Origin of the sequence: Martinezella paranaensis, assembly GCF_014200235.1 — a bacterium.
GTDB classification, from domain to species: Bacteria; Pseudomonadota; Alphaproteobacteria; order Rhizobiales; family Rhizobiaceae; genus Rhizobium; species Rhizobium paranaense.
In genome coordinates, this window is record NZ_JACHBI010000016.1 from 77,469 (window position 1) to 100,288 (window position 22,820).

The following is a 22,820-nucleotide window of genomic DNA, read 5'->3' on the forward strand; positions in this document are numbered from 1 at the left end:
GAATTCGTATGACGGCAAGCGTTGTGCCGGCGGATTAACTGGAAGGCTGCGGCTTGGCGCGTGTCTTGAGCAGGCTCCAGGCGACACCGCTTGCAATGATCGCAAAGGTGATGCCGAGCGACAGGGCTGCGGGGAATTTTTCCAGGCCCAGCATGTCGGCGACGAAGATTTTCGAGCCGATGAAGACGAGGACTATCGCAAGAGCCGGCTTCAGATATTTGAAACGATGGATCATCGCTGCCAACGCGAAGTAGAGGGCGCGCAAGCCGAGGATCGCGAAAATGTTCGACGTGTAGACGATGAACGGATCTGTCGTGATCGCAAAGATCGCCGGAACCGAGTCGACCGCGAAGATGACGTCGGCGACTTCGATCAGCACCAGGGCCATGAAGAGCGGCGTAATGAACCAGACCATCTTGCCGGTCTGCGGATGCGCCTGCTTCACGAAAAACCGTTCGCCGTGGTGGCTGTCGGTGACGTTGAAGCGACTGCGCATGAAGCGGATGAGCGGGTTCTTCGACACATCGGGCTCGGCATCTTTTACGACAAGCATTTTGATACCGGTCGCGATCAGGAACGCGGCAAAGACGTAAAGCAGCCAGGAGAACTCGGCGACCAGCGTTGCGCCGACGCCGATCATGACAGCGCGCAAGAGGATGACACCCAGAATGCCCCAGAAGAGCACCCGGTGCTAATAAAGGCGCGGAACGGCGAAGAAGGAGAAGATCAGAGCAATGACGAAGACGTTGTCGAGGGCCAGCGTCTTTTCGACGACGAAGCCCGTCATGTAGGCAAGACCGGATTCGGCTCCGAGATACCACCACACCCAGCCGCCGAAGGCGAGGCCGAGCGATATGTAAAGGACGGAAAGCTTGATGCTTTCGCCGACGCCGATTTCCTTGTTTTCCTTATGGAGCACGCCGAGGTCGAACGACAGAATTGCAATTACGAGGCCGAGAAAGCCAGCCCACATCCAGAGCGGCGTGCCCAGCCACTCCACGAAGAACAACGATGTATCCAAGAAACAGAACCTCTGTCGGCGCATGATGTCGGAAGGGTCCGACATCGCGAGAGCGCCGACGGCTCCCACCAGAGGGGCCCGGACCAGCGGGTTGACCGACAATTGGGAACGCCGCCCTGCCCCTTCAAGAGCCTTGCATCCAAAATTTTATCTCTTTTGCGCGCCGCATGGCGTTGGCCTTTCAGAAGCTCGATTTCGACTGGCGGGTATTGAAACGCTATTCCCACTCCCTACATCGTGGTTGCGGACCGGGCCCCTCTGATCAAGGCTTGCCTTTTTGATGTCGGACCGCATCGAGCGTGCTCGGTGCAGTCTTGGGGTTAAACTTCCGTCTCTCCGAACATGCTCGTTGATTTTTCAACCCTGACGGCGAATGCGCCGTCTAACGGAGAGTATCTATCGATGTGTAATGTTTCCCGCCGCCTGTTTATGACAGCGACTGCCGCTTCCGCCGTCGCTGTGCTGCCTGCCGCCGCGCACGCTCAAACGACGAGTGGCAAAACAACGCCCCTTGAACCCGCGCCCGTCAAGGACGGCAAGTCAGCCTTGACGCCTGATGGAGCACTCGACCTCCTCAAGCGTGGCAACGAAGCCTTCCTGCGTGACGAGATCGTCCTGCCCGATAGAAGCGAGGCGCGCCGCCTTGAACTGGCCAAGGGCCAGGCGCCATTTTGCGCCTACGTCTCCTGCTCGGACAGCCGGGTCCCGCCGGAACTTCTGTTCGGGCGTGGCCTCGGTGAATTGTTCATCATCCGCAATGCGGGCAACACCGTTGATACGGTGGCGATGGGGTCGATCGAGTATGCCGTCGCGGAACTCGGTGTACCGTTGATCGTCGTCATGGGGCATGAAAGCTGCGGAGCAGTAAAGGCCGCCATGTCGGTGGTCGAAAAGAATGCGCGCTTCCCCGGCCAGATCGACAACATGATCGAGCCGATCATTCCTGCAGTCCTTGAAGCACGAGGGCAGCAGGGAGATCCGCTTGAAAACGCTGTGAAGCAGAATGTTCGCCGGGTGGTACGCAATCTGCGGGAGGAGAGCGATCCTCTCCTGCTCAAGCCGCTGGCGGAAGGGCGCATCAAGATCGTCGGTGCCTACTATCATCTCGACACCGGCGCCGTCGAATTCTTCGATCAGGCATAAATGCAAAGGAGCCGCGTGGTCGTCCACGCGGCTCGCTGATTGTGCCTCATCTGGGAAAGCCTGCGTCGGAACGAACAGGTTTTCACAGGCTCACGACGGGCCGGAAGCCGATCGGATCGAGCCGACGCGCAGTGCAACGAGCAAGGCTGATCCAGGACAATGAAGAGTATCGGAGAAATCAGCATAGCGACGACCGACAGGGCCGGATTTCGGGAATTCTCGTCGTGCGAGGAGCGGGAGAAAGCGCAGCCGCAGGAGCCTCAACATAGTGGCCCGAAGGGGAGGCGGGACCGACTGCTCCCCGCTCCTCCACACTGTCTGAAGCGCCCTTGCACGTAAACGCAGATGAAACAGATGGCGAGATAGATTGAGGCGAACAGGAGAGGACCGAGGGTGGCGAAATCGAATGTGATATGGTTCAGAAAGCCGGGCAAGCCCGACAGAAGGAACGATCGAGAACGCCGGCAACAAAAGTCACCCCGACCGGGACCGCGCCGCCTGCGCAAACCACTGGCAGCAATCCTCTCTGCAATACTCATCGCCGGCGCAGGATGGCTTGCCTATGGAGGGTCCGGCGACCTGTCGGGTGTCTTTGCTGTTGCCAAGACACCGACATCAGATTCCCTATCTGGCGCGTTTTCGTTCTGCGGCGGCGATCACCATGTGAACTGCGTCGTCGACGGCGATACGTTCTGGATCCAGGGCGAGAAAATCCGCATCGCGGATATCGACACACCGGAGCTCAGCCCGCCGCGCTGCGAGGCGGAAAGGATCAAGGGCGAGGCCGCGAAAGCACGCCTGCTCTCGCTGCTCAATGGCGGCAAGTTCTCACTTTCGGCCGGCCTGCGTGACGAAGATAAGTATGGCCGCAAGCTTCGAACAGTCACGCGGGCAGGGCGCTCGCTCGGGAGTGCCTTGATTGACGAGGGCCTCGCCAGGCGCTGGGATGGTGCCAGACACGGATGGTGCGGCTGAGGAACCGCGAGAGGATCGTCAGCGGATGGCCGAAACCGCCCGGCGGGTTCGGGGAGCGAGAGCGAGTAGAGCCGTGCGCCGAAGGCGTCTCGCCCAAGCCTGTCACGGGTTTTCCGATATCATCACCGACGTGAATCAATCCATGCCGACCGATTCATAAGTGTCGTTGGACGCGATTCCCGAGATCGGAGATTCTGGTCTCATGATCTCGCAGCCCTACCATCTCTATGTCGAACGCTCGGATGCCTCGAAGAACATGGCCCGCTATTATGCCATGTCGATCGAACCGAACCTGTTCGGCGATATCTGCCTGCTCCGCAAATGGGGCCGCATCGGAAGCAAAGGGCAGATCATGGTCCATCATTTCGGTCGGGAAGAAGAAGCGGTCCGACTGTTCCTCGATCTGCTCCGCCAGAAACGCAAACGCGGCTATCGTCCGCGCGCTTCGATGCCGAAATGAGAGAAGCCCGCCGTAGCGGGCCGTGAAAGCGCCTCATCGGCGCCGGTTCCAGTCGGTCTCGAACGATATTTCAATCTCGACGAAGAACGGGATCTTGATCGCAAGCTTCAGGCCGAGCTTGCCCTTGCGGAAGAAGTGGCGGATCACCTTGCCAAGGGTGCGGAGCCGGCGGCCGGTGGCGGCGAGGAATTGAGCGAGTTGTTGCATGATGGATCTCCTTGTCGATTGCGGTCATCGCGGGGATCAGCGGCAGACCGGAAAGGAAGGGCGCACCCAACGGGCCGAAACGAAGGTGGAGGACCTGGGGCCGACTGAATTTTGCTTCGCGAGGAGCCGCAGCGGGGCGGGGAAAATTCCGTCGGCGGCAGGTTGCGTCGTGAAGAACGGGCTGCAACATCCCCGATGAGAGATGACAGCCGAGTCGAAAGGAGAGGCTCAACTGGTCGCTATCGTCACCATTGCGATGGTTTCGTAGATCTCAACTGAGAGGCTGCTCTCGCCGCCCCTCGGACTATCGAGACCGCACCGCAGGACCGATCAGGAACCCCCGCACCTGATGTAGCAGGCACGGGACGCATTTACCGCGATCCCCGTTTCCGACGTGATCTCCTTGATGATCGGCGCAAGTGAGCCGAGTTCGTCGTCGGTGAGCGCGATCAACTCCGGATAGTCGATGTCGACGCCGGTATTGTCCGCCGTCAAAGCGATCGCCCAATCGTCGCCGTTGATGCGATATTCGTGCGTGTCGAAATCGATTTCGAGATCGTCCCGGAGGTTAATGGTAATGCGCCCGAATATTTCGGTCTCCCCTTCCAGCTGATGCTCGGCGAACTCGTCCTCTCCGGCGAAAACGCTCCGCTCCAACGACATGATGATCCGCACGCGGCCAATTGCTGCCTCCAGCCCTTCAACCAGGCGGTCATGAAGGTCCCGCCGAAATTCGCTGTCGCAGCCGAACCGGTTTGCGAGGACGACGAGCCGGAAACCGGCAAGCTTGGTGTAGAGCATGAGGTTCTGATCTGTTGTCATGATGTGATCTCCTTCGTTGATGACGGAGATCGGCCACTCTGTTGCAAAGAGGGGTCCAGGACCGCGGAACGCGGCTCGCAAGCGGGGGAACCGATTTTTCCAGAGCGAAGTCGAAACGCAGCGGCGGAAAAATCGGGGAGACCGCGCCGTCCTTGACGCCGGATTTGCTGGAGTAAAATAGGAAGTCATAGAGAGAAGAGACCCACGGCCCCGGAGGGGACGTGACCGTGCCCGGCGCGAGCCGGCGGGAGTGTCGAGGGATGAAACCCTTGACAGCCGGGATGCCGGTCGATCCGCCGGACCGGCTCAGATAAGAGGACAAATGAGCCGCCTCAGAATGGCGGCTCGGCATCGACTGCACCCTCCTGTTCCGCAAGCATGACGGCGAGATCAGCCTCGGCGAGTTGAAGCTCCGTCTCGATCTGGCGCCGCTCGGCCACGTCCCATGCGCTCTTCAATTCCAGCCGCAGTTCTTCGATGTGTTGTTCGATCGTCATTGTCTCATCTCCTTGAGTTCGTGAAAGACGACGACGCGGGGCGGGACGGGATGGCGGGGTCAGGGATCGCGAACGCGACCGCCAGCGGCGGCGGGTGGGGGAACCGATTTTGTTGGAGCGGCGGGAACCGGAGCGGAGGCAAAATTGGGGGTTGACCACCCGTCCTTGAGGCCGCCATGCCGGCACGGCACACTGAAGCGATCTGAGCAGACATTTCCGGTCCCGTATGGCACCAGAAAAGCCGGAAGCGGGTTCGATGCCCGCTTCCGGTTTCTCAATTCGGCCGATTGGCCCCACCTTGCGGCGGGGCCCGTCCGGATCTCAGTCCCGGTTGGGGCGGGACCAGATCAGCTGGTAGCCGTCCTCGCCTTCGACTTCGGTGAGGGTTGCGTAGATCGGAGCGGGGAAGCTCGGGTCGTCCAGCTTGACCGAGAGGTAGTCGCGGTCCTGCTCGGAGCGCTTCTGCCAGGCCGCACCGAGCTCGACGTTACCGGCGTAGATGCGGTAGTGCGGACCTTTGTCGGAAGGGTTTTCGACGCGGGCGATACGGGCCTTGACGTTGAGGGCGAGAGTGCGGATCGAGCCTGTGAAGCCGGTTTCGGTGGAGGTGAAGGTGCCGATGGTCGCCATGGTGATGTTCCTTGTCCTGTCTCTCGGGCCGCGCCATTGCGGCCTCATATGAGGAGCCACTCGTCAAGCTGCTGTTCGAGCGGCGTGTTGGAGCTTCTTGTGACGCCCCAACTACAGGGCGTCACACCGGAAGAGGTCAGTCACCGGAGCGGCGGTTCGGCCGCGACCAGATGAGGCTGAAGGCCTTGCCGTCCTCGTCTTCGACCAGATTGGCGTAGAGCGGAGCGGTGAAGCTCGGGTCGTCGAGCTTGAGACCGAGGTAGTTACGGCCTTCGTTGGACTGCTTGGACCAGGCGGCTCCGATTTCGATGCGGCCGACGAAGACGCGGTGGCTGGGAGCGTTGTCGCCGCTGGAGCGCGTATCGGAAACGATGCGGACGTTTTTGGTCTGGAGGGAAAGGGTGACGATCTCGCCGCTGAAGTCATTGCCGGACTGCTGGAAGGTTCCGATGGTAGCCATTGTCGTTCTCCTGACTGAGTTGCCGAAGCCGCCCCTTGCGGCCTCGATAGCGGTCGAGAGGCGCCGATCTGGCCGACTGCATCCCAACGGGACCGCAGCGCTAGCGCAGGACGGCGAAAGCCGGACTTGTTGTCCCGCGAGGAATGCAGCAGAGCTGCAGGGGAAGAAGTTCGGTGAAGCCGTTGCAGGATCAGGACAGATTGGCGTCAGACCCGCCTGAAGAGAGGTCGCAAGGGATGGCTTCTCCGCCACCGGTCTCGCGAGAACGATGCTGGCAACGGACTTTCAATCATGAGCCGGCATAGCTGGCAGATCTGATTTCGCCCGGTGAACCTTGGTCTGAGCCCGTTTCTGATCCGCGCCACGCACGTATCAACCTCATATCCGGTCGCCGTTCCAACGGCTGCACCATAATCCCGCCTGCGGCGGCGAGGGCTCAGGAGGACGAGACCATTCTCGATGACGGCGTTTGAAGCCAGGCCGCAATTCGGTCGTCCACCTGGTTCCGGCGAGGCTGATCAGGCCTGTACCGAACTGGTATGCGCTTACGTGGTCACGGCCTGATTACCGCGCCCTCAATCAAGACGCCCGCGCTGGTGTACTTCCAAAGTGCCACCACCAGCTTACGTGCCAGCGCCGTGATCATCACTTTCTTGAAGCGGCCGCCGTTTTGCGCGACTCGCTCATTGAACCAGCGACTGAGCGTTGATGATGGCTGGTGCCTCAGCCAAAGCCAGGCCATCTCAAGCAACGTTGATCGGAGCCGAGGATTCCCAGACTTGCCGATGCCCTGTTCCCGATCGATCGAACCACTCTGCCAAGGCGTCGGTGCTAACCCCGCATACGCAGCAACCTGCCGCCGGTTGTCGAAGTGCCGGAACAGACCCTCGCCCCATAGCACGGCGGCGAATTCGGGCCCGATGCCGACGACCTTAGACAGCAAAGCCACCTCTCGCGCAGATTGTCGTTCTTCGATGAGCATGTCGTCACGCTCTGCTTCGACCTCCTTGATCTGATCAATCAGCAGCTCCATGCGGGCAAACTCTCGCAGGACCTGCCGCTTCATGTTTAGGGGCAAAGGTCGCCCGTCGCCCGTACGGAGCATCTCCAACTGTTCCCGTCGATCGCGACGCAAAGGATCGTAACCGGTGATGCCCTGCGAGAAGAGAAGACCTTTGATACGGTTGCTGTGTCGGATACGCTCTTCCATCAGAACTTTCCGCTCCCGCACAATGCGCCGACGATCTTCTTCATCCGGATTCGGAACTCTCAACATCGAGCAGACCCGCGGCTCTCCGCGCTTGAACGCAAGCAAAGCCCGGATCAAACTCTCCCCGTCTAACCTGTCGGTCTTCACCCGCCGTTTGCGGCGTGACGTGGCAATCGAGGCTGCATCAACGACATGGCTCTCGTAACCCTCGGCTGTCAGCGCTCGGTGGACCCAGAAGCCGTCGAGGCCGGCCTCCTGGATGATCACAAATGGATAGTGACGGCCGGTTCGGTCGTGAGCTTTCCGCTTCAAGGCCGCGAGCTGGGCAAAGAGAGCGCCAATATCGCCTCCGGGGATAATGTGGCGGGACATCTTGTCCCCGGCGCCCGGTGACATCGTGGTTAGCAGCCACGTCTTTTTGCTCAATTCGATCGAGGCGAAGATTGCCCCGAGTTTCTCTTGAGGAGTACCTGCTGCACGAGCATTATCTTGCGACATCGTCCTGCTCCTTTCCGCAACGGCGTTGACGTCAACCGGATCAGAACAGATCGCCGCCACTACTCATAGGATCTCGATGGCAGTCGCAACGACCGGGGACGATCGGACCGCACCCGCCGGGGTCCCCGTCGCCTCACGCGATGGGGTGGCACAGGCCGCAATGCAATGGAGGGCGGCAAGGCGAAGATTTGTTAGTCGGAGAGAAGGAGGGCGCAGCCGGCCGGGGTAAGAAATCTGCGAACGCCGTTGCGGGAAGACGATCGAGGCGCAGCCGCTCTCCGGTCAGACATGCCCCCATCGAGCCCGCAGATGGAGCGCCGGAAACAAGTGGAAAGGACATGGCTGTGGCTGTCTTGTACGGGTGGAGGACGGCTTCGATACTGGTGCGCCGGCCGGCCCTTCACACTGGTTTCAGCTCAGGCCATACCAGGTTCCGCGACCCGCTCCGTGCAGGGTCAGGTGTCCCTCATCGGTCAACGCGCGCAGATGATCCTTGACGGTATTCCGGCTTGCGCCCGTGGCTTTGGCCGCGTCCATCACGGTAACTCTACCACGCTCGCGTGCCAGCTCGAGGATAGAGACCGACAACTCCGGCAGATCGCCCAGAAGGATGCGCTCACGCTCCATCTTCCGCTCGAGACGTTGCTTTTGTCGCTGCAGGCTTCGCAGGAAGAATTCGACCCAGGGATTCCAGTCCTGCCGATCCGTGCGGATCGTGCCTTGCGTGCGGCGAAGCGCGAGGTAATAGGCTTCCTTGTTCTGCTCGACGATGCTTTCGAGCGAACTGTAGGGCACGTAGGCATAGCCGGCGCGAAGCAGCAGCAGGGTAGTCAAAGCCCGCGACAGTCGGCCATTGCCATCCTGGAACGGATGGATTTCCAGAAAAACCACGACGAACACAGCAACGATCAGCAAAGGGTGAAACGTGCCATCTGCCTCCTGGGCCTGTTGCCAGGCAACCAGTTCCGCCATTCGACCGGGCGTATCGAACGGCGAGGCCGTCGCAAAAACGACACCAAGGCTCAGACCGTTCTCGTCGAAAGCCTCGACATTGTTGGAAAGGGTCTTCCAATCCCCCCGGTGTCGCTCATCCTTCGTCGAGTGCGCGAGCAGATCCCGATGGAGTTGGCGTATGTGATTTTCGTTGAGGGGGATCGCGTCGAAGGCTGAGAAGATCGTCTCCATCACCTTGGCATATCCTGCGACCTCCTGTTCGTCGCGGCTGGAGAAAGAGCCGATCCGGAGGTTTACGAGCAGCCTTTCGACCTCGCGGTCGCTTAGCTTTGCGCCCTCGATACGGGTCGACGATCCAATACTCTCGATCGTCGCAACCCGGCGCAGGCTGGACAGGCGATCGGGCGCAATGCGGCCAAGTGCGCGCCAAGCGCCTTTGAACTCGTCGATCTCAGCGATCAGCGAGAGGATCTCGGGCGTTATCCGCAGTGTCGAGAGATCGAGAACCGTCATGCAATGTCCCATCCGTTTCCATCCGAAACGGTATGACACAGCGGTATCCATTGTTCCATCCATTTTCATCCGATAGCGGATGTGGATGAGCTGAAGAGTCCGAGAAGGCCCCGCCCGATGGGCGGGGCCTCGAGGTCCTAGTCCCGGTTGGGGCGGGACCAGATCAGCTGGTAGCCGTCCTCGCCTTCGACTTCGGTGAGGGTTGCGTAAATCGGAGCGGGGAAGCTCGGGTCGTCCAGCTTGACCGAGAGGTAGTCGCGGTCCTGCTCGGAGCGCTTCTGCCAGGCCGCACCGAGCTCGACGTTACCGGCGTAAATGCGGTAGTGCGGGCCCTTGTCGGAGGGGTTTTCGATGCGGGCGATGCGGGCCTTGACGTTGAGAGCGAGCGTGCGGATCGAGCCGTTGAAGCCGGTTTCGGTGGAGGTGAAGGTGCCGATGGTTGCCATTGTGGTGTTCCTTTCGTTGGTTTCGGGCCGCGCCCTTCGCGGCCTCGATGGCTGTCGCAAGGATCGGGGACGATCGGACCGCACCCGCAGGGACGGAATGGAATGGAGGGCGGCCGGGGAGAAACTTTGTTGTTTCGCGAGGAATGAGCGCGTGAGCGTTCAGGGGAAGAAAGTTTTGGATGGCCGTTGCGGTAGAACGATCGAGGCGAAGCCGCTCTCCGATCAGACATGCCTCATCGAGCCCGCGGAGGACGTGGCCTATGCCAATGGATGCGAGGAACGCCGCGATGGCAACGTGCCACCGCCTCACCCAAGCGAAACGTTGCTGTGTCGAACCGTTGCTCTCTTCCAATGTCCGGGCCGTTAGTTCGGCGACGACGGATCGGTCGGCCTGGGAGTTGCCTCCAATAATCAACCCGGTATCGTGCGCGCGCGATTCGTCGCCTGGAGGATACATGCGTCAGCAGACAAAGCCGTTTACCGTCGAAATCAAGCAATCGCGAAAGCTCAAATCGACCGACCGCAAAACCTCGATCTGGGGCAAGCTGGACCTCACACTTGATCAGAGCACGCTCACGGAGAGAGAGCCCAGAGAGGCGTCGGCCGTTGGCGGCGACAACGACCGACTCTGATTTCTAGGCCGCGACCTTCTCCTCAGCTGCATCAGGCTGCAGATCGTGCAGGAAGTTGACTGCCCGCTGCGCATGAGCGGCCGCCTGAAAGATCGCTCGCTTGTCTTCAGAAAGCACGGCGAGCCACGAGGCCAGGTAGGACGCGTGATCGGGCCGTGGTTCGAGTTCCGGTGCGATGCCGAGGTCGGCACATAGGAAGCAGCTGCCAAGCTCGGCGATCAGTTCCTCTCGGGCACGCTCCGTTTTGTCCTTGGCATAACGGCTGAGATCGCGGCCGACACGATGCGGGTGCGCAGTCCAGTGGCAACTTTCGTGGCTGACCGTGGCAACGTATGATGCCGCGTCCCGAAAGCTCTCGAATGGCGGCATCTGGATGTGATCCGTAACCGGTGAATAATATGCCTGTGTGCCGCCGTGGCGGATAACGGCACCCGTGTTGCGGAAGAATCGGTCGGCCTCTTCGATCCGTTGGAGAGGATCGGCAGCAGGTGCCGGCCGATGGCGATAATGGTCGGGCAGACCATCGATCTGTTCGACATTGAAAACAGTGTACGCTTTCAAAAAGGGGATTTCGCGATCGACCTCACCGCCGCTGCCATCGGCTTCGGTCTTGGTGAAGCGGCTGGCGAAGACGACGGTCGACCCGGTCTCGCCTTTGCGGACAGCTGCGCCCAGTTCGATCGATTGCTTGAACGTCATCCAGATCGGCGACGAGAAGCCGCGCGCCATGCCTTCCGACCACAACAGGAGAACGTTCACACCCGAGTAGGGCTGTCCGTTGTGCCGGAGCGGGCGGGTGATCCGCCCCTGAAGGTTGCGGTCGTGCCACGGCTTCATCCACGGTTTGACGCCACGGGCCAGGTCGTCGACGATCCGGTCGGTGATCCGGCTATAGATGTCCGCGCGTTGCGTTTCCGGTTTTCTGCTCATTTTTCCATACCTCCATTTTCGAGCCGCGCCGATCGCAGCCCGTTACGGCGGTCCTAGGGCCGGGGCGGAGGGGACGGGCGCACGCGAACGCGCCGGAACGTATGTGGAGGAGGGCAGAGCCCTTGCGCTCAATACCGACCCCGGCAGGACCAAGAGCCGGACGGGTCCGCGATGGCGGGCAAGCTGATCATCTTCTTCTTTGTCTTAGACATGCGAAAAGCTGGCTCCGGGAGCCAGCCGTCGATCTGAAAGAGAAGAAGAGGCGGGGCCAAAGCCCCGCCGTTGCGGTCAGTCGAAGGCCGCCAACTGTGCGGCGGCGGCCTTGCGGTCGAGCGATGCGCCGGGGTTGTCGACCGGGCGATCGAAGGGCTTCCAAGCCTCGCCGACGATCTGCTCGTAGGCGGCGACGGCACCCTCTGCGGCCGTCCTGAGCGAGTGGGCCTGGATGCCCATGTCGGCTGCAAATTCGCGCTTGCGCTGGGCGGCGCTGTCGTAGCCGACCGGACCGTCGAGATCCTCGTCGCGTGCGTCATTGGCGGCCTTGGCGGTGGCATCGCGTGCCTCACTGACGGCGCGGGAGTAGAACTGTCCGGCGCCATGGGCAGAGCCGACATAGGCGCCGACGATGCGCTGGAGGTGGATCTGCATCGCCCGTTCGCCAAGGCCTTCGGACAGGCTCTCGGCGGTTTCGATGATCAGGCGCTCGTGCAGGTCGCGGATCCCGTCGCCGTCGATTACGGCCGTGCCGAAGCTTTCGGTAATCGCCATCGCCTGGGCGGCGTCCGGGCAGGTGAGCCGGACCATTTCGAGTGTGGCGCCCTTTCGAAGCTGCACCACGCGGGCGGAGTGGCGGGATTGGGTTGCGGGCTTTGCCATGGGCTTGTCCTTTCAGGTTCCTCCGAAGCGGTTCCGGCCCTTGCCGGTCTGCCCTTCGGTGCGGTCAAAAGGAGCCGGCGGAAGACGGGCGTTTCAGGGTCCGGGGCCGCCAGGACGAGCGAAGCCGGGATGCGCGCAAGCAGGTCAAACTGACCTGACGCGGTGCGCAGCCCTGCTTTGGAGAGGACGGCGCGGTCCGGCCGCCACGCGGCGCGACAGCGGCCTTGAAACGGACGGCCGCCGGTTCAGACCGCAGCAAAACCGAAGGGAGACCGGCAAGGGCCGGAACTGGTCCGACAGGGGAAGCCATTGAGCAGGAAGCCCTCAGCGAGCCGCAGCCCTCGGATCCCACCTGAAGCAGGCGGCCGCTCGTGGAGTGCCGCTGCGCGGATCCGGCTCACACGCAACCGCCAGAGAGGCGGTCGCGGCATTGGGTATTACAGGGGCTGAGCTGGACGCAGGAGCCCTGCACACTGACGGGTGGATCAGGTTTCCAATACGTCCGGCTGGCACTCCGAAACGGCATTTTCGTCCGGGCGCGGCTTCGGCAGACGATAGGTGTGAAGCCAGGACGGACCGTGCGAATTGCGCAGGCGCCGCAACGTGCCCCCGTCGTCATATGGTGCGCCGCCCATCCAGACATGGTTGAGAACGCTCTTCCATCGCCGGCCGTGCTTGGCGGCATAAGCCTGGATCACCTGCACCTCGTCTTCAGTCAGCGGCGGCAGCTTTTCTCGCTTGGGCCGCGTTGTGGCGATCTTGCTTACTGGGGTCGGCGTTGCCTCCTTTTCGGCGATCAGCCTGCGGAGCTCCGCTACGCCTGCTTTCAAGCATTCAGCCCCCTCGAGATGATGGAACTGGATCCAGAACGCGGTCCGTTCCTGGGACGTGGGACCAATGCCCGCCCGTCGCTCGAGTTCGCCTATCGTGCTCATGAGCGTCCCTCTGCCATTGAGCCACCATCCCCGCCCTCTGCCGGTCGCGGAGGCGGCCGGTGGCGTGCCCGGAGAGCCGTGATGGCGGCGTCCTGTCGGGCAAGTTTGCGCGTAAGCGCATCGACCTCCGACTGGCGCTCGGCGGTCAGCGCCGCGAGATTGGCCCGATAGCGCTCAAGGAAAGCGCCACACGCCGGAGCCTTGCCGCGACGGCAGCCCGGCTGGCGTCGGCCGAGCAGCGGAATGAGCGCAGTCATTCGGCGCGTGATCTGGCGATCGACCAGATCCAGTTGATGTTGCGTCTGCCGCCGCGCCGCGTCCATGCGGGTGAGCTGTGCGGCGTGTTTTGCGGGGCCGGACATCACGCGGCCCTCCGACGCCAGCTGGCGAAGCTGGAGGGTCCGTCATAAGCAGCATGCTTCGTTTCATCGATGACGAAACCGAAGCGGCCGACAGCATAGTCACTGCTCGGCACCAGAAAGCGGCGCTCCTCCGCCTTTTCGTCGCGCTTTCCGCCAATGGTCGCAATCACCTCGGTCATGCCGGGACGATGGTCCGAACGAAGTGCTGCGATAACGATCCAGTCCCCGGCATGCACCTGTGCGAATGCCTGGCTGTCTCTCTCGCGGGATTTGCCAGGCAGGAGCGAACGACAATGGATCGCTTCCCAGGCGTCCGGCCAGGAGTCCCGGACCGTCTTGTCTGCGCACTTCCGCTCATAGCGCGTGAACAGATCTGGAAAGGTCAGCGCCACGATCGCCCAGGCGGCGGCGTCTTCGTACCAACCGCCACCGGCCTGCAGCATCGGGTGGACCGCGGCGTTGCGGACGGCGGACAGCTTGAAGCCGCCATGTCCAGCCGTGGTGTGGGAGACAATCCCATCCGCATAGACGGTGGCCCCCTGGGAAGAGCCCCAGGGCGTGCTGCAATTCATTCGGACAGACTGGCGAGCGAGAGCCCGAAGCTCGTCGCTATGCTCGGCCTGCTCGACCATGCGTTCCCGGAAGGCGGCTTCATCCGCAACGGAGCCGTGGTACGAATAGAAATCGTCGCGCTTGAGGTCGGAGAGAGGCCGCGACACGCGCCAGGCGCTGGCGAGAAAACTCTGGCCGTCACGCGCCGGCACCATGGCGAAGACGAGATCGCTGACACGCGCCACAGGCATGCCGTCGGCGCTTCGGCCAAACTCCACCCCCGAACTATCGGAGGAGGAGGTTTGGGAGACGGACGTGATCATGCCGCGACCCTCCCTTCGACGTGATCGGCGGCAACCTCGTCGGCGGTCACCTCCTCGAGCACGGCATTGGGATAGCCATGCCGGGTCAGCCATTCCTCGGCTGCCTGCCGATTGGCCGCCAGATGGACGAGCTCCGCATTTGCACCGGCGCGGTCGAAGACACGGACGGATCCCAGCACGGGCCGCTCGATGACCTTGAAGGCCAGCTCGCTGTCGAGCGAGAATGTCCGGTGGATGCGGATGGCGATTACGCCGCCGCCACCGAAATCGCCCTCATGAAGGGTGACGGCGCCACGCTTTTCCTGCTTGCGGATCAGCCGACCCTTGCTGTTGCGGGCTTCCCAGACCGCCAGCTTGTGGCGTTCCGGCGGGCGCGGCGTGCCGTCCGACCAGGCGACGATGGAGCCAATTGGGGCGAGGTCATAAATCAAGGACGCAGACATGCGCTTTCTCCTTCAGGTTTTGCGGATTGTGAAAACGAAAGCGCCGCCGGTGATGACCGGCGGCGGGATCGGTGGAGATGGATGGAAACGCGGCTATTCCGCCGCGATGCCGTAGGCGGTTTCGTCCGCGTCTGTGTTCTCGGATCCCTCTGCCGGCTCTTCGAACTGCTCGGCATCCAGATCAGCAACCGTAGCCTCCGAAGGATCCCCAGCTGCATTCGAGCTCACGGCCGGGTCGTCATCACGATCATTGTCGAGAGTGTCGGCATGCTTGATCAGGTCGGCGACGTCCTTCGCATCAGGTGAGAAAAACGCGGCCGGATGCACGAACTGGACTTGCTTGAAATGATCGACGAGCGCTGCGCGTGTTTCGCGGACCCGGGCACGGGGAAGCACATTCACCTCCTTTGCCGCGGCCTCGAGCGCCTGACGCGAGAGGCACAGGAGAAAATCCTCGGTGCCCATGTTCGGCAGGAAGCCGTCGGCGCCGATCGCCTCGCCGGCGATGCGCGAGACCACACCACTGTTCGAGATATTGCGCCGGCACGACAGCACCTCGACCAGGATGGAGCGGGCGGCGACGCGAACCGTCTCCATGTCGAACGACAGCCTCCCATCTTCGGAGAAGAGCCGGGCGGCGTGGCGTTGCAGGCGCTTCGGCCCGAACACATGGTCGTTGGCGCCCGAGTCGACACGGACGTTTTGGCCGGAGAAGGCGAGCACGAGCAAGGCCATCAGCATGTCGTCCTCAATCGGTGCGCGGCCGAGCGCCTCGTGAAGCGCATCGGTGCGGAAATCGCCGATCATGTCCTGGCCCTTCTGCGTGATGTCGGGTCGCGCCTTCAAGGCCGAGATTGCTTCATCATCGGCTCTAGTCGAACCGTCGGCAGACGAGCCGGTCTGCCCGTTCGGCTTCCGGGCTTCCGGCATCCGGTAGTGGACCGACTGAACCTTGCCCTCGCGATCGAGATACATGGCCGTGTTGTCGCCCTTGCCGGGCTTGCCGTAGACGCGCTCTGCCTTCTTGGGCAGGTCCGGCTGGCCATAATTGTTGACCTCGACGATTGATCCCTTCTTCGGCAGATTGCTGCTCATCCACTCCTGCTGCGCGCCGAGGAAGGCCTCGACGTTGGTGGTGTAGCGGCTGTCCTCGTCGGCCGGGGCGAAGAGGTCTTCGACCCACTCGATGCCGTAGGCTTCCCGCAGATCGTCGCCGAAGCTCGCATCCTTGGCATACATCCGCTTCTTCGAAAGGGCGTTGGCGACCGACCACCACGACGCCGTGTCGCCCTTCTTCGGCTTGTGCGCCTTCCACACTTCCTTCTGCTCATCGAGCGCGGCTGCTGCGATGGTGCGGAGTTGCTGCTCGGACGGCATGTCTCCTTTTGCCATGTGGTCCAGCATGGAGGGCAGGACATTGGCGAGGAGCCGGAGCTTGCGGATCTGCCGCACCGGAAGGGTCAGGGCGACCGCGATGGCTTCCTCGGTCCAGTCGAGCGCGACGAGACGTTCGATACCCCGCCATTGGTCGACCGGGTTGAGCGGCTCGCGGGCGATGTTCTCGACCATCGATCGCATGGCGCCGTTGTCGTTGGCGGCCTCGACCACCAGGACCTCGATCTCGTCGAAGCCAGCGGCAACCGCCTGGCGGCGGCGGCGATGACCCGCCTCGATGATTAAACCATTACCGCCGTCGCGTTCCGGAAAGACGACGGGCGGCTGGATGATGCCGACGGCCCTGATCGTCGCCAACAGCAGGGCGTCCGCCTGCGGCGTCGACTTCGACTGGCGCGTGCTGTCGGGGTTATCCTTCAGCGCACGCGGATCGACCTTCATGAGATACATGGGATGCTCCTTTTCCGGGGGTTTTGGGACGCGGCTCCTGCCGGTCCTTCCAGTCTTCATTCCTTCCTGAAGACACCTTCCGGACCGCGGAGCGGGCGGCCGGGGGCAACTGCGGTCGAGCATCGCTGCCGCGAAGGACGAGCGGGGCTGGCAGCCCTGCGAAGGACGAGTGGCCGGGATGCGGAGACGGCGGTTGAGCGCAAGCGGCGACCGGCGGACCGATCTGCGAGCGGGGTTTCCCTCCCTTTTCATCTTCCATTCCTCTTTCCGGTTTCACCGCGCACATTTGGAATGTGAGTGATTGCGACGCGGATTGATAATAGTTGATAATGTGCCTATCTTGTCTTGCATCACATCAGATGGAGGACCGCATGATCAGTGCCGATCTGGGAAAGCAGCTCGAAAGCTATATTCAGCAACTCGTCGACACAGGACGCTATGGTTCGAAAAGCGAAGTCCTGCGGGAAGGTGTGCGACTGGTCCAGGACCGCGAGACGCGGCTTGCGGCGCTGGATGCGTCCATCATGCGTGGCATTGCTGATGCCGACGCTGGCCGAACGAAGCCGGCGAGCGATGTCTTCGATCGACTTGAGGCCAAATACAGCGCGATGGCTGACAAAGCCGAAAAATCGGCATGATCCTCGAGTTTTCCAACGAGGCGGAAAATGATCTCGAGCAAATCGCCGACTATATCGCTGCGGACAATCCCCGGCGCGCGCTGTCATTTATCCGAGAGCTGCGGAGCAAATGCGAGGATCTCATCGATAGTCCGAACGGCTTCACTCTCGTCCCCCGCTACGAGCACTATGGTATCCGTCGGCGCGTTCATGGCAATTATCTGATCTTTTACCGCGTCGAGAGCACGAAGGTGGTCATCGTCCATGTCCTGCATGGCGCCACCGACTACGGCGCCATTTTGTTCGGTGATTGATTTCAGCCGTTCGATATAAGATGATCGTCCGCTCGAACAGCAGCTCTAGGCGGCTGCCTTCTGCGTTTCGTCATCATCGCGGGCGTATTGCGCCAGCGCCTCATCGACCTCCCGTAGTTGCCGACGTTTGTCGGCCAGTTCCTCCACAAACGCGAACGCAGCTCCCTCGCGCGAGTGATAGGAGGCGAGGCGCTTGCGGGCGTCCTGCGACCGTTGGCGATAGCGTTCCCGCTCGCCGTCAAAATCGTCAAGCGCATGCTCGAGGCGGGATATGGCGCCAAGCGGCGTCACGGTCACAGCCAGATCGATCTCGTGGGTCCCACCGGTGCGCTGGAGGAGCGTCGTATAGCGATATCCGTCGCGCTTACCGAAGCGTTCGCCTTCGAACACGAGATCGAAGCCTCCAATCGCGGCGATGACGATCTCGCCCTCCTGCTGGAGCTGAACAAGCGTGAGGATTTCCTTCATCAAGGCGCGACCAGCGGCCCTCCGCTCGTCGAAAGGCTCGCCGATGGTCATGGTAAAGGCGTCAGCCGCGGTCGGAGCAAGGCGCTCGATATCCTTGCCGATCTCCGCAACCCGTCGCTCCGAGATCTCTATATCGCGTTCGGCGTCACGGATCTGCCGGCGCACCGCATACTGATCGTCGTCATGGGCGGCGCGCAGCCGTTCAAGACGGGCAATGTCCGCCTCGAGACCCGCCTTCCGCATTAACCGCTCGTCGCCGGAGGCAATGGCCTTAGCCATCGCAAACTGATTGGCGGCCCCTTCGCCGAGATCCTCGAGCCGGCGGATCGAGGTGTCACCGGAGAGTGCTGCCGCAATGAAGCGGGCCTTGCGCTCGTTGTTCTGCCACATGCTGGCATCGAGCGAGCCTTGCGTGGCATAGGCGAAGATATCGACTTCATCGTGCTGATTGCCTTGCCGCACGATCCGGCCCTCGCGCTGTTCAATCTGTGACGGCAACCATGGGACATCGAGATGGTGCAACGCCTTGAGGCGAAGCTGCACATTCACGCCCGTTCCCATCGTCTCCGACGAGCCGATCAGAAAGCGGACCTTGCCCGAGCGCACGTCGCCGAATAGCCGCTGCTTGGCCTCGGTCTTCTTGTAGTCCTGCATGAAGGCGATTTCCGAAGCGGGAACGCCCATCCTGACCAGCTCGTCCCTGATCCAGCGGTAGGCCGAGAAGCCACGGGTCGTCTCGACATTGATGGTGCCGAGATCGGAAAAGATCATTTGCGCCGCACCCGGCAGATCGAAAGCCTTGCCGTCCGGACGGAGATAGGTGCTTTGCGCGGTCTCCTGCCAGATACGGAAGGCATTCTGGACGAGCAGGTTGAGCTTGTTGTCCGGCTCGTTGTCATTGTCCGCATCGACCAGGCGGAGATCGATTGCGGCATGGCGCCCATCGGTGATGACGGAAAGCAGGATGTCGTCACCGGGCTGTGCCGGCCCCTCGCGCATCTCGATCGCCTTGATGCGAGCACCGAGGATGGTCTGGTAGTTTTTGAACGCCTGCGTCGGCTTGGCCGTCAGGATCTGCCGCCGTCCCGTCGAGATATTGGGCACCTTCACGTATGCGCGGAGATCGCCCGGCATCACCACGTCGGCGAAAGACCGGAACATTGCAATCAGCTCCGGCACGTTGACGAAGCTCGCGAAACGGCTGACCGGCTTGTATTTGCCCGAAGGCTGAATTTCGAGTTCCGTCGTCGTGTCGCCGAAGGTCGAGGCCCAGGCGTCGAACTCATGCAGCCCGCGCTCGCGCAACGCGTCGGATCCGAGCAGCCGCTGGACCGAGAACATCTCGCCGAGCGTATTGGTGATCGGCGTGCCGGATGCCAGCACCAACGCGCGACCCGGGTTTTTGGTCTCGATGAAGCGGGATTTAACCCAGAGATCCCAGGCGCGCTGCGATCCATTCGGATCGATACCCTTCAACGTCGACATGTTGGTGGCAAAGGAGAGCTTGCGGAACTCCTGCGCCTCGTCGACGACGATCTGATCGACGCCGATTTCAGAGATCGTCAGTAGGTCGTCCTTGCGGGTGGAGAGCCCTTCCAGTCGTTCCTTCAGACCCTCCTTCAGACGCTCGAGACGCTTGCGTGAGACCCGGTCGTCGCTATCGACCTTGGTCAGAAGGTCCTCATAGAGCTGCAACTCGTCCTGGATCATCTGCTGTTCAAATGTCGATGGCACGGCGATGAACCGGAATGCCGAGTGGGTGATGATGATCGCATCCCAGGTCGCGGTGGCGGCGCGGGAGAGGAAGCGAGCCCGTTTGTCCTTGGTGAAGTTAGTCTCGTCGGCAACGAGGATCCGGGCGTTCGGATAGAGCGCCAGAAACTCGCGCGCCGCCTGGGCGAGGCAATGGCCCGGCACGACCAGCATCGCCTTGGCAATGAGTCCCAGGCGGCGCTGTTCCATGATGGCGGCAGCCATCGTCATCGTCTTGCCAGCACCGACGGCGTGCGCAAGGTAGGTGGAACCCGACGAGATGATCCGCCAGATGCCGCGCTTTTGATGCCCATAAAGAACAAAGGCGCCAGAGGCGCCGGGAAGTGTGAGATGGGAACCGTCGAACTTTCGCGGCGCGATATTGTTGAAGCGGTCGTTGTAGACCCGGGCGAGGCGGTCGGTGCGATCCGGATCGGTCCAGACCCAGTTCTGAAACGCCGTCTTGATTTTCTGCAGCTTGTCGCGGGCGGCTTCCGTGTCGACCACGTTCAGCACCCGCCGCTCGCCGTCCATCTCCTTGAAAACGTCAAAGATCTGCGGCACGCGGCTGTTCAGCGCATCGGCGAGCAGCTCGCCGGCGTGCCGGCGGTCGGTTCCCCATTCCGATGTGCCGGCGGCGGTCCAACCAAGCTGCCGAGCCTCAACCGTCCACGAGCCGAGTTCCGGCATGTGGTGGATTTTGATCTCGGCGCCCATCGTCTCATGCACGAAGTCGACGATATCGGCTGCTGGGATCCAGGGCGTGCCCAACCGAGCGGTGATGTCAGACGGGCGGAGATCGACGGGCTGTACCGCCTGGAGCGCACGAACGTTGCGCTCGTAGGCGGCATCGAGCTCGGCAGCAGCTTCCGCGACACCGAGCTTCGTGCGTACGGCGCCGGAGAGATAGGCATCCGAACTCTGCCAGGAGCCGTCGGCTGGATCGCGGAAGACCGTGTCACCAAGCGCATCGAGAACAGCATCCGTGTCGCAATGCAGAAGCTCGGCGATATGATCGAGGTCGATGCGTCCGCGCTCGTTCAGCACGACCGCCAAGGCATCCGCTGCCGAGGTGATGATCGGCGGAGCAGGGGGCGCGATCACTCGTTCCGAGAAGATGGGACCAGGTTTTGCGGTATCGGTTTCGAGGTGATAATCCTCGATGGAGGCGACCAGCCAGCAATCGGGATCATCGCGGAAGGGCTGGAGGTTCGGCTGGCGATGGGTTTCGCGCACCTCTCCGGTTTCCGGATCCTCGGTCACCGAAACGGTCGTGTGGTTGATCGGCCCGAAGTCACGGACGAAGCTCGACCAGGCGATCCGCAATCGCACCTGCAGATCGCGCCATGGGCGATCCAGCTCCTGGGCTTTAAGGATCTCGCGCACCGCATCACGGATCGGGATCAGCTTGCGGACGACGCGAACGTGCTTTTTCGAAATTCCCTCGCCGCCGCGGCCCTTGCGTGTCTGCACCACGACCGGCTCGCCGTCGACGACCTGCATGAGACCATGTCTGACATCGACGAAATAGCTGCCTTCGCGCACCTTGGCGTTATCGGGACGAAGATCAACGATCTCTCCGAGCTCATCCTCCAGGTCGATGTCGATGGCGGTCGGCTCGCCGTCATAGAGGTCTTCCGGAAGAAGTGCGATGGCTGCCGTCAGCGCCGCGTCGAGCGCCTCACCTGCGCGTGGCTGGCACGTATAAGTCTCCCCGAAGGGACCAGAGGTCAGGGCGTGATCGCCAAGCACGAACTCCGGATGCTCGGCGAGCCAGCAGTTCACCCGGATTGCTCCCTCGTCCGCCATCGCTGGCCGGACCTCCGCCAGGTCGAGCCAGGAGAGGTCACCTTCGGGTTCGCCAGTCTTACGCCTGCGGAAGAAGAGGATGTCGACCACGACATCAGTGCCCGCGTCACGCCGAAAACTGCCTTCAGGCAGCCGGATGGCGGCAATCAGGTCAGCGGACTTGGCGATGTGCTCCCGTGCGATGCTATCCACCTTGTCCATCGTGCCGGCGCTGGTGACGAAGGCGGCCAAAGCACCCGGTTTTAGGAGATCGATCGACCGGGCGATGAAGTAGTCGTGCAGGCGTAGGCCGAGCGAACGATATTGCCGGTCGGAGCGAACCGTCCGATCGGAGAAGGGCGGGTTGCCGATGGCAAGATCGTAGATCGCGTTGAGGTCGGTGCGCGCGAAGTCGGCGTTGATGATGCGCGCCTTCGGCTGCAGCAGTTTCGCGATCCGCGCGGTGACGGGATCGAGCTCGATGCCGGTGACATAGCTGATGTCGCGGTACTGTTTCGGCATAAGCGCCGGGAACAGGCCCGTGCCGATCCCCGGCTCCAGGACACGGCCGCCGCGCCAGCCGAGCCGCTGCAAGCCCATCCAAATCGCCCGAATGACAAATTCGGGGGTGAAGTGGGCATATTGCGTGCAACGGGCGAGCGACGCGTATTCGGCATCGTTGACGGCGGATTCCAGCGAGCTGCCGAGGTCGTCCCAACCGTCACGGAAGTCGATTTCGCCCGGTCGCCGGAACATGCCGTTTGCCAGTTCACCGGCGCCGAAGCCGGTGAACCGGATCAGCCTCGCTTGCGCTTCCGGAGTTGCGGGCAAGTCCAGCTTCTCGAGTTCGTGTGCCGTGAGGATCGCAGCAACGTTGATGCGCGCCCGTTCCTTCCAGGTCGCGGCGAGCTCGCGATCCCCGTCGTCGAGATAGAAGTTGGTGCGCTGACCCTGCTTTCGCGGGAGCGGCCGGTTGGCCGCCGGCGAAACCCGCGCAGGCGCGGGAGAGGGCGGGGTGGGATCCGGCTCGTCGTCATTGGCTGCGAAAGCGCCAAACGCCGTGACGCCCAACCCGAGCCCGGAGGAAAGCGCGCTGCTGCCGAAGATATCGAGGGTGAAGGGATCATTGCTCATCGAAAACTCCTTG

General features: G+C 62.1%; 22 protein-coding genes and 1 pseudogene. 6 read left to right on the forward strand and 17 right to left on the reverse strand.

The genetic code is table 11. The features are described from left to right. Positions 1-34: 34 nt before the first annotated feature. Positions 35-1,045: pseudogene (locus GGD50_RS27660) on the reverse strand (TerC family protein). A 378-nt stretch (positions 1,046-1,423) separates the two neighbouring features. Between GGD50_RS27660 and GGD50_RS27665 the strand changes: the two are divergent. From GGD50_RS27665 to GGD50_RS27675, 3 genes are all read left to right on the forward strand, one after another. Then, positions 1,424-2,164, forward strand: a complete 741-nt coding sequence (locus tag GGD50_RS27665; protein ID WP_246451557.1) for a carbonic anhydrase — start codon at positions 1,424-1,426, stop codon at positions 2,162-2,164. A 531-nt stretch (positions 2,165-2,695) separates the two neighbouring features. Further along, on the forward strand, positions 2,696-3,139 hold the full coding sequence (locus tag GGD50_RS27670; protein WP_343070023.1) for a thermonuclease family protein: 444 nt from the start codon (positions 2,696-2,698) through the stop codon (positions 3,137-3,139). A gap of 202 nt (positions 3,140-3,341) precedes the next feature. Next, the gene (locus GGD50_RS27675; protein WP_183940222.1) at positions 3,342-3,599 is read left to right on the forward strand and encodes a WGR domain-containing protein; all 258 of its coding nucleotides are present in this window, start codon (positions 3,342-3,344) and stop codon (positions 3,597-3,599) included. Positions 3,600-3,632: 33 nt separating this feature from the next. On the opposite strand, the gene GGD50_RS27680 is transcribed toward GGD50_RS27675, so the two are convergent. The 8 genes from GGD50_RS27680 to GGD50_RS27715 form a co-directional block, all read right to left on the reverse strand. Next, complete coding sequence (locus tag GGD50_RS27680) at positions 3,633-3,806, reverse strand: hypothetical protein (RefSeq protein WP_183940224.1); 174 nt, start codon at positions 3,804-3,806, stop codon at positions 3,633-3,635. 330 nt (positions 3,807-4,136) lie between these two features. After that, a complete protein-coding gene (locus GGD50_RS27685; protein WP_183940226.1) occupies positions 4,137-4,628 on the reverse strand; it encodes a hypothetical protein in 492 nt (163 codons plus the stop codon). Positions 4,629-4,960: 332 nt separating this feature from the next. Continuing rightward, positions 4,961-5,125 carry a hypothetical protein gene (locus GGD50_RS27690; protein WP_183940227.1) on the reverse strand — a complete coding sequence of 55 codons (165 nt, stop codon included), beginning with the start codon at positions 5,123-5,125 and terminating at the stop codon, positions 4,961-4,963. A 321-nt stretch (positions 5,126-5,446) separates the two neighbouring features. After that, positions 5,447-5,755 carry a DUF736 domain-containing protein gene (locus GGD50_RS27695; RefSeq protein WP_183940229.1) on the reverse strand — a complete coding sequence of 103 codons (309 nt, stop codon included), beginning with the start codon at positions 5,753-5,755 and terminating at the stop codon, positions 5,447-5,449. 136 nt (positions 5,756-5,891) lie between these two features. Further along, complete coding sequence (locus GGD50_RS27700) at positions 5,892-6,215, reverse strand: DUF736 domain-containing protein (RefSeq protein ID WP_077470714.1); 324 nt, start codon at positions 6,213-6,215, stop codon at positions 5,892-5,894. Positions 6,216-6,768: 553 nt separating this feature from the next. Then, positions 6,769-7,923, reverse strand: coding sequence for an IS110 family RNA-guided transposase (locus GGD50_RS27705; RefSeq protein WP_183940231.1), 1,155 nt, complete (start codon positions 7,921-7,923; stop codon positions 6,769-6,771). Positions 7,924-8,334: 411 nt separating this feature from the next. Then, positions 8,335-9,390: a Fic family protein gene (locus tag GGD50_RS27710; protein WP_210318982.1), complete on the reverse strand. Its 1,056-nt coding sequence runs from the start codon at positions 9,388-9,390 to the stop codon at positions 8,335-8,337. Between the two features lie 137 nt (positions 9,391-9,527). After that, positions 9,528-9,836, reverse strand: coding sequence for a DUF736 domain-containing protein (locus tag GGD50_RS27715; protein ID WP_011427435.1), 309 nt, complete (start codon positions 9,834-9,836; stop codon positions 9,528-9,530). Between the two features lie 455 nt (positions 9,837-10,291). On the opposite strand from GGD50_RS27715, the gene GGD50_RS27720 reads away from it, so the two are divergent. Beyond that, positions 10,292-10,468 (forward strand): hypothetical protein, encoded by a 177-nt coding sequence (locus tag GGD50_RS27720; protein WP_183940233.1) that lies wholly within the window; start codon positions 10,292-10,294, stop codon positions 10,466-10,468. Between the two features lie 3 nt (positions 10,469-10,471). On the opposite strand, the gene GGD50_RS27725 is transcribed toward GGD50_RS27720, so the two are convergent. The 7 genes from GGD50_RS27725 to GGD50_RS27755 all read right to left on the reverse strand — a co-directional run bounded on the left by GGD50_RS27725 (position 10,472) and on the right by GGD50_RS27755 (position 16,734). Further along, the gene (locus tag GGD50_RS27725; RefSeq protein ID WP_183940235.1) at positions 10,472-11,398 is read right to left on the reverse strand and encodes an ArdC family protein; all 927 of its coding nucleotides are present in this window, start codon (positions 11,396-11,398) and stop codon (positions 10,472-10,474) included. A gap of 288 nt (positions 11,399-11,686) precedes the next feature. Continuing rightward, positions 11,687-12,274, reverse strand: coding sequence for a hypothetical protein (locus GGD50_RS27730; RefSeq protein WP_183940237.1), 588 nt, complete (start codon positions 12,272-12,274; stop codon positions 11,687-11,689). Between the two features lie 485 nt (positions 12,275-12,759). Then, the gene (locus GGD50_RS27735) at positions 12,760-13,209 is read right to left on the reverse strand and encodes a hypothetical protein (protein WP_183940239.1); all 450 of its coding nucleotides are present in this window, start codon (positions 13,207-13,209) and stop codon (positions 12,760-12,762) included. Then, complete coding sequence (locus tag GGD50_RS27740) at positions 13,206-13,571, reverse strand: hypothetical protein (RefSeq protein WP_183940241.1); 366 nt, start codon at positions 13,569-13,571, stop codon at positions 13,206-13,208. Before GGD50_RS27740 ends, GGD50_RS27735 begins: the two co-directional genes overlap by 4 nt. Further along, a complete protein-coding gene (locus GGD50_RS27745) occupies positions 13,571-14,446 on the reverse strand; it encodes a DUF7007 domain-containing protein (RefSeq protein ID WP_183940243.1) in 876 nt (291 codons plus the stop codon). Before GGD50_RS27745 ends, GGD50_RS27740 begins: the two co-directional genes overlap by 1 nt. Further along, complete coding sequence (locus GGD50_RS27750) at positions 14,443-14,889, reverse strand: hypothetical protein (protein ID WP_183940245.1); 447 nt, start codon at positions 14,887-14,889, stop codon at positions 14,443-14,445. Before GGD50_RS27750 ends, GGD50_RS27745 begins: the two co-directional genes overlap by 4 nt. Before the next feature lie 93 nt (positions 14,890-14,982). Further along, entirely contained in the window at positions 14,983-16,734 is a 1,752-nt protein-coding gene (locus tag GGD50_RS27755) for a ParB N-terminal domain-containing protein (RefSeq protein WP_183940247.1), read from the reverse strand. A 371-nt stretch (positions 16,735-17,105) separates the two neighbouring features. Between GGD50_RS27755 and GGD50_RS27760 the strand changes: the two genes are divergently transcribed. Both GGD50_RS27760 and GGD50_RS27765 read left to right on the forward strand, forming a co-directional pair. Beyond that, the gene (locus GGD50_RS27760; RefSeq protein ID WP_062284648.1) at positions 17,106-17,372 is read left to right on the forward strand and encodes a type II toxin-antitoxin system ParD family antitoxin; all 267 of its coding nucleotides are present in this window, start codon (positions 17,106-17,108) and stop codon (positions 17,370-17,372) included. Continuing rightward, positions 17,369-17,665, forward strand: coding sequence for a type II toxin-antitoxin system RelE/ParE family toxin (locus GGD50_RS27765; protein ID WP_183940249.1), 297 nt, complete (start codon positions 17,369-17,371; stop codon positions 17,663-17,665). Before GGD50_RS27760 ends, GGD50_RS27765 begins: the two co-directional genes overlap by 4 nt. 45 nt (positions 17,666-17,710) lie before the next feature. Here GGD50_RS27765 and GGD50_RS27770 read toward each other — a convergent pair whose 3' ends face one another. Further along, complete coding sequence (locus GGD50_RS27770; protein ID WP_183940251.1) at positions 17,711-22,807, reverse strand: helicase-related protein; 5,097 nt, start codon at positions 22,805-22,807, stop codon at positions 17,711-17,713. Positions 22,808-22,820 lie beyond the last annotated feature (13 nt).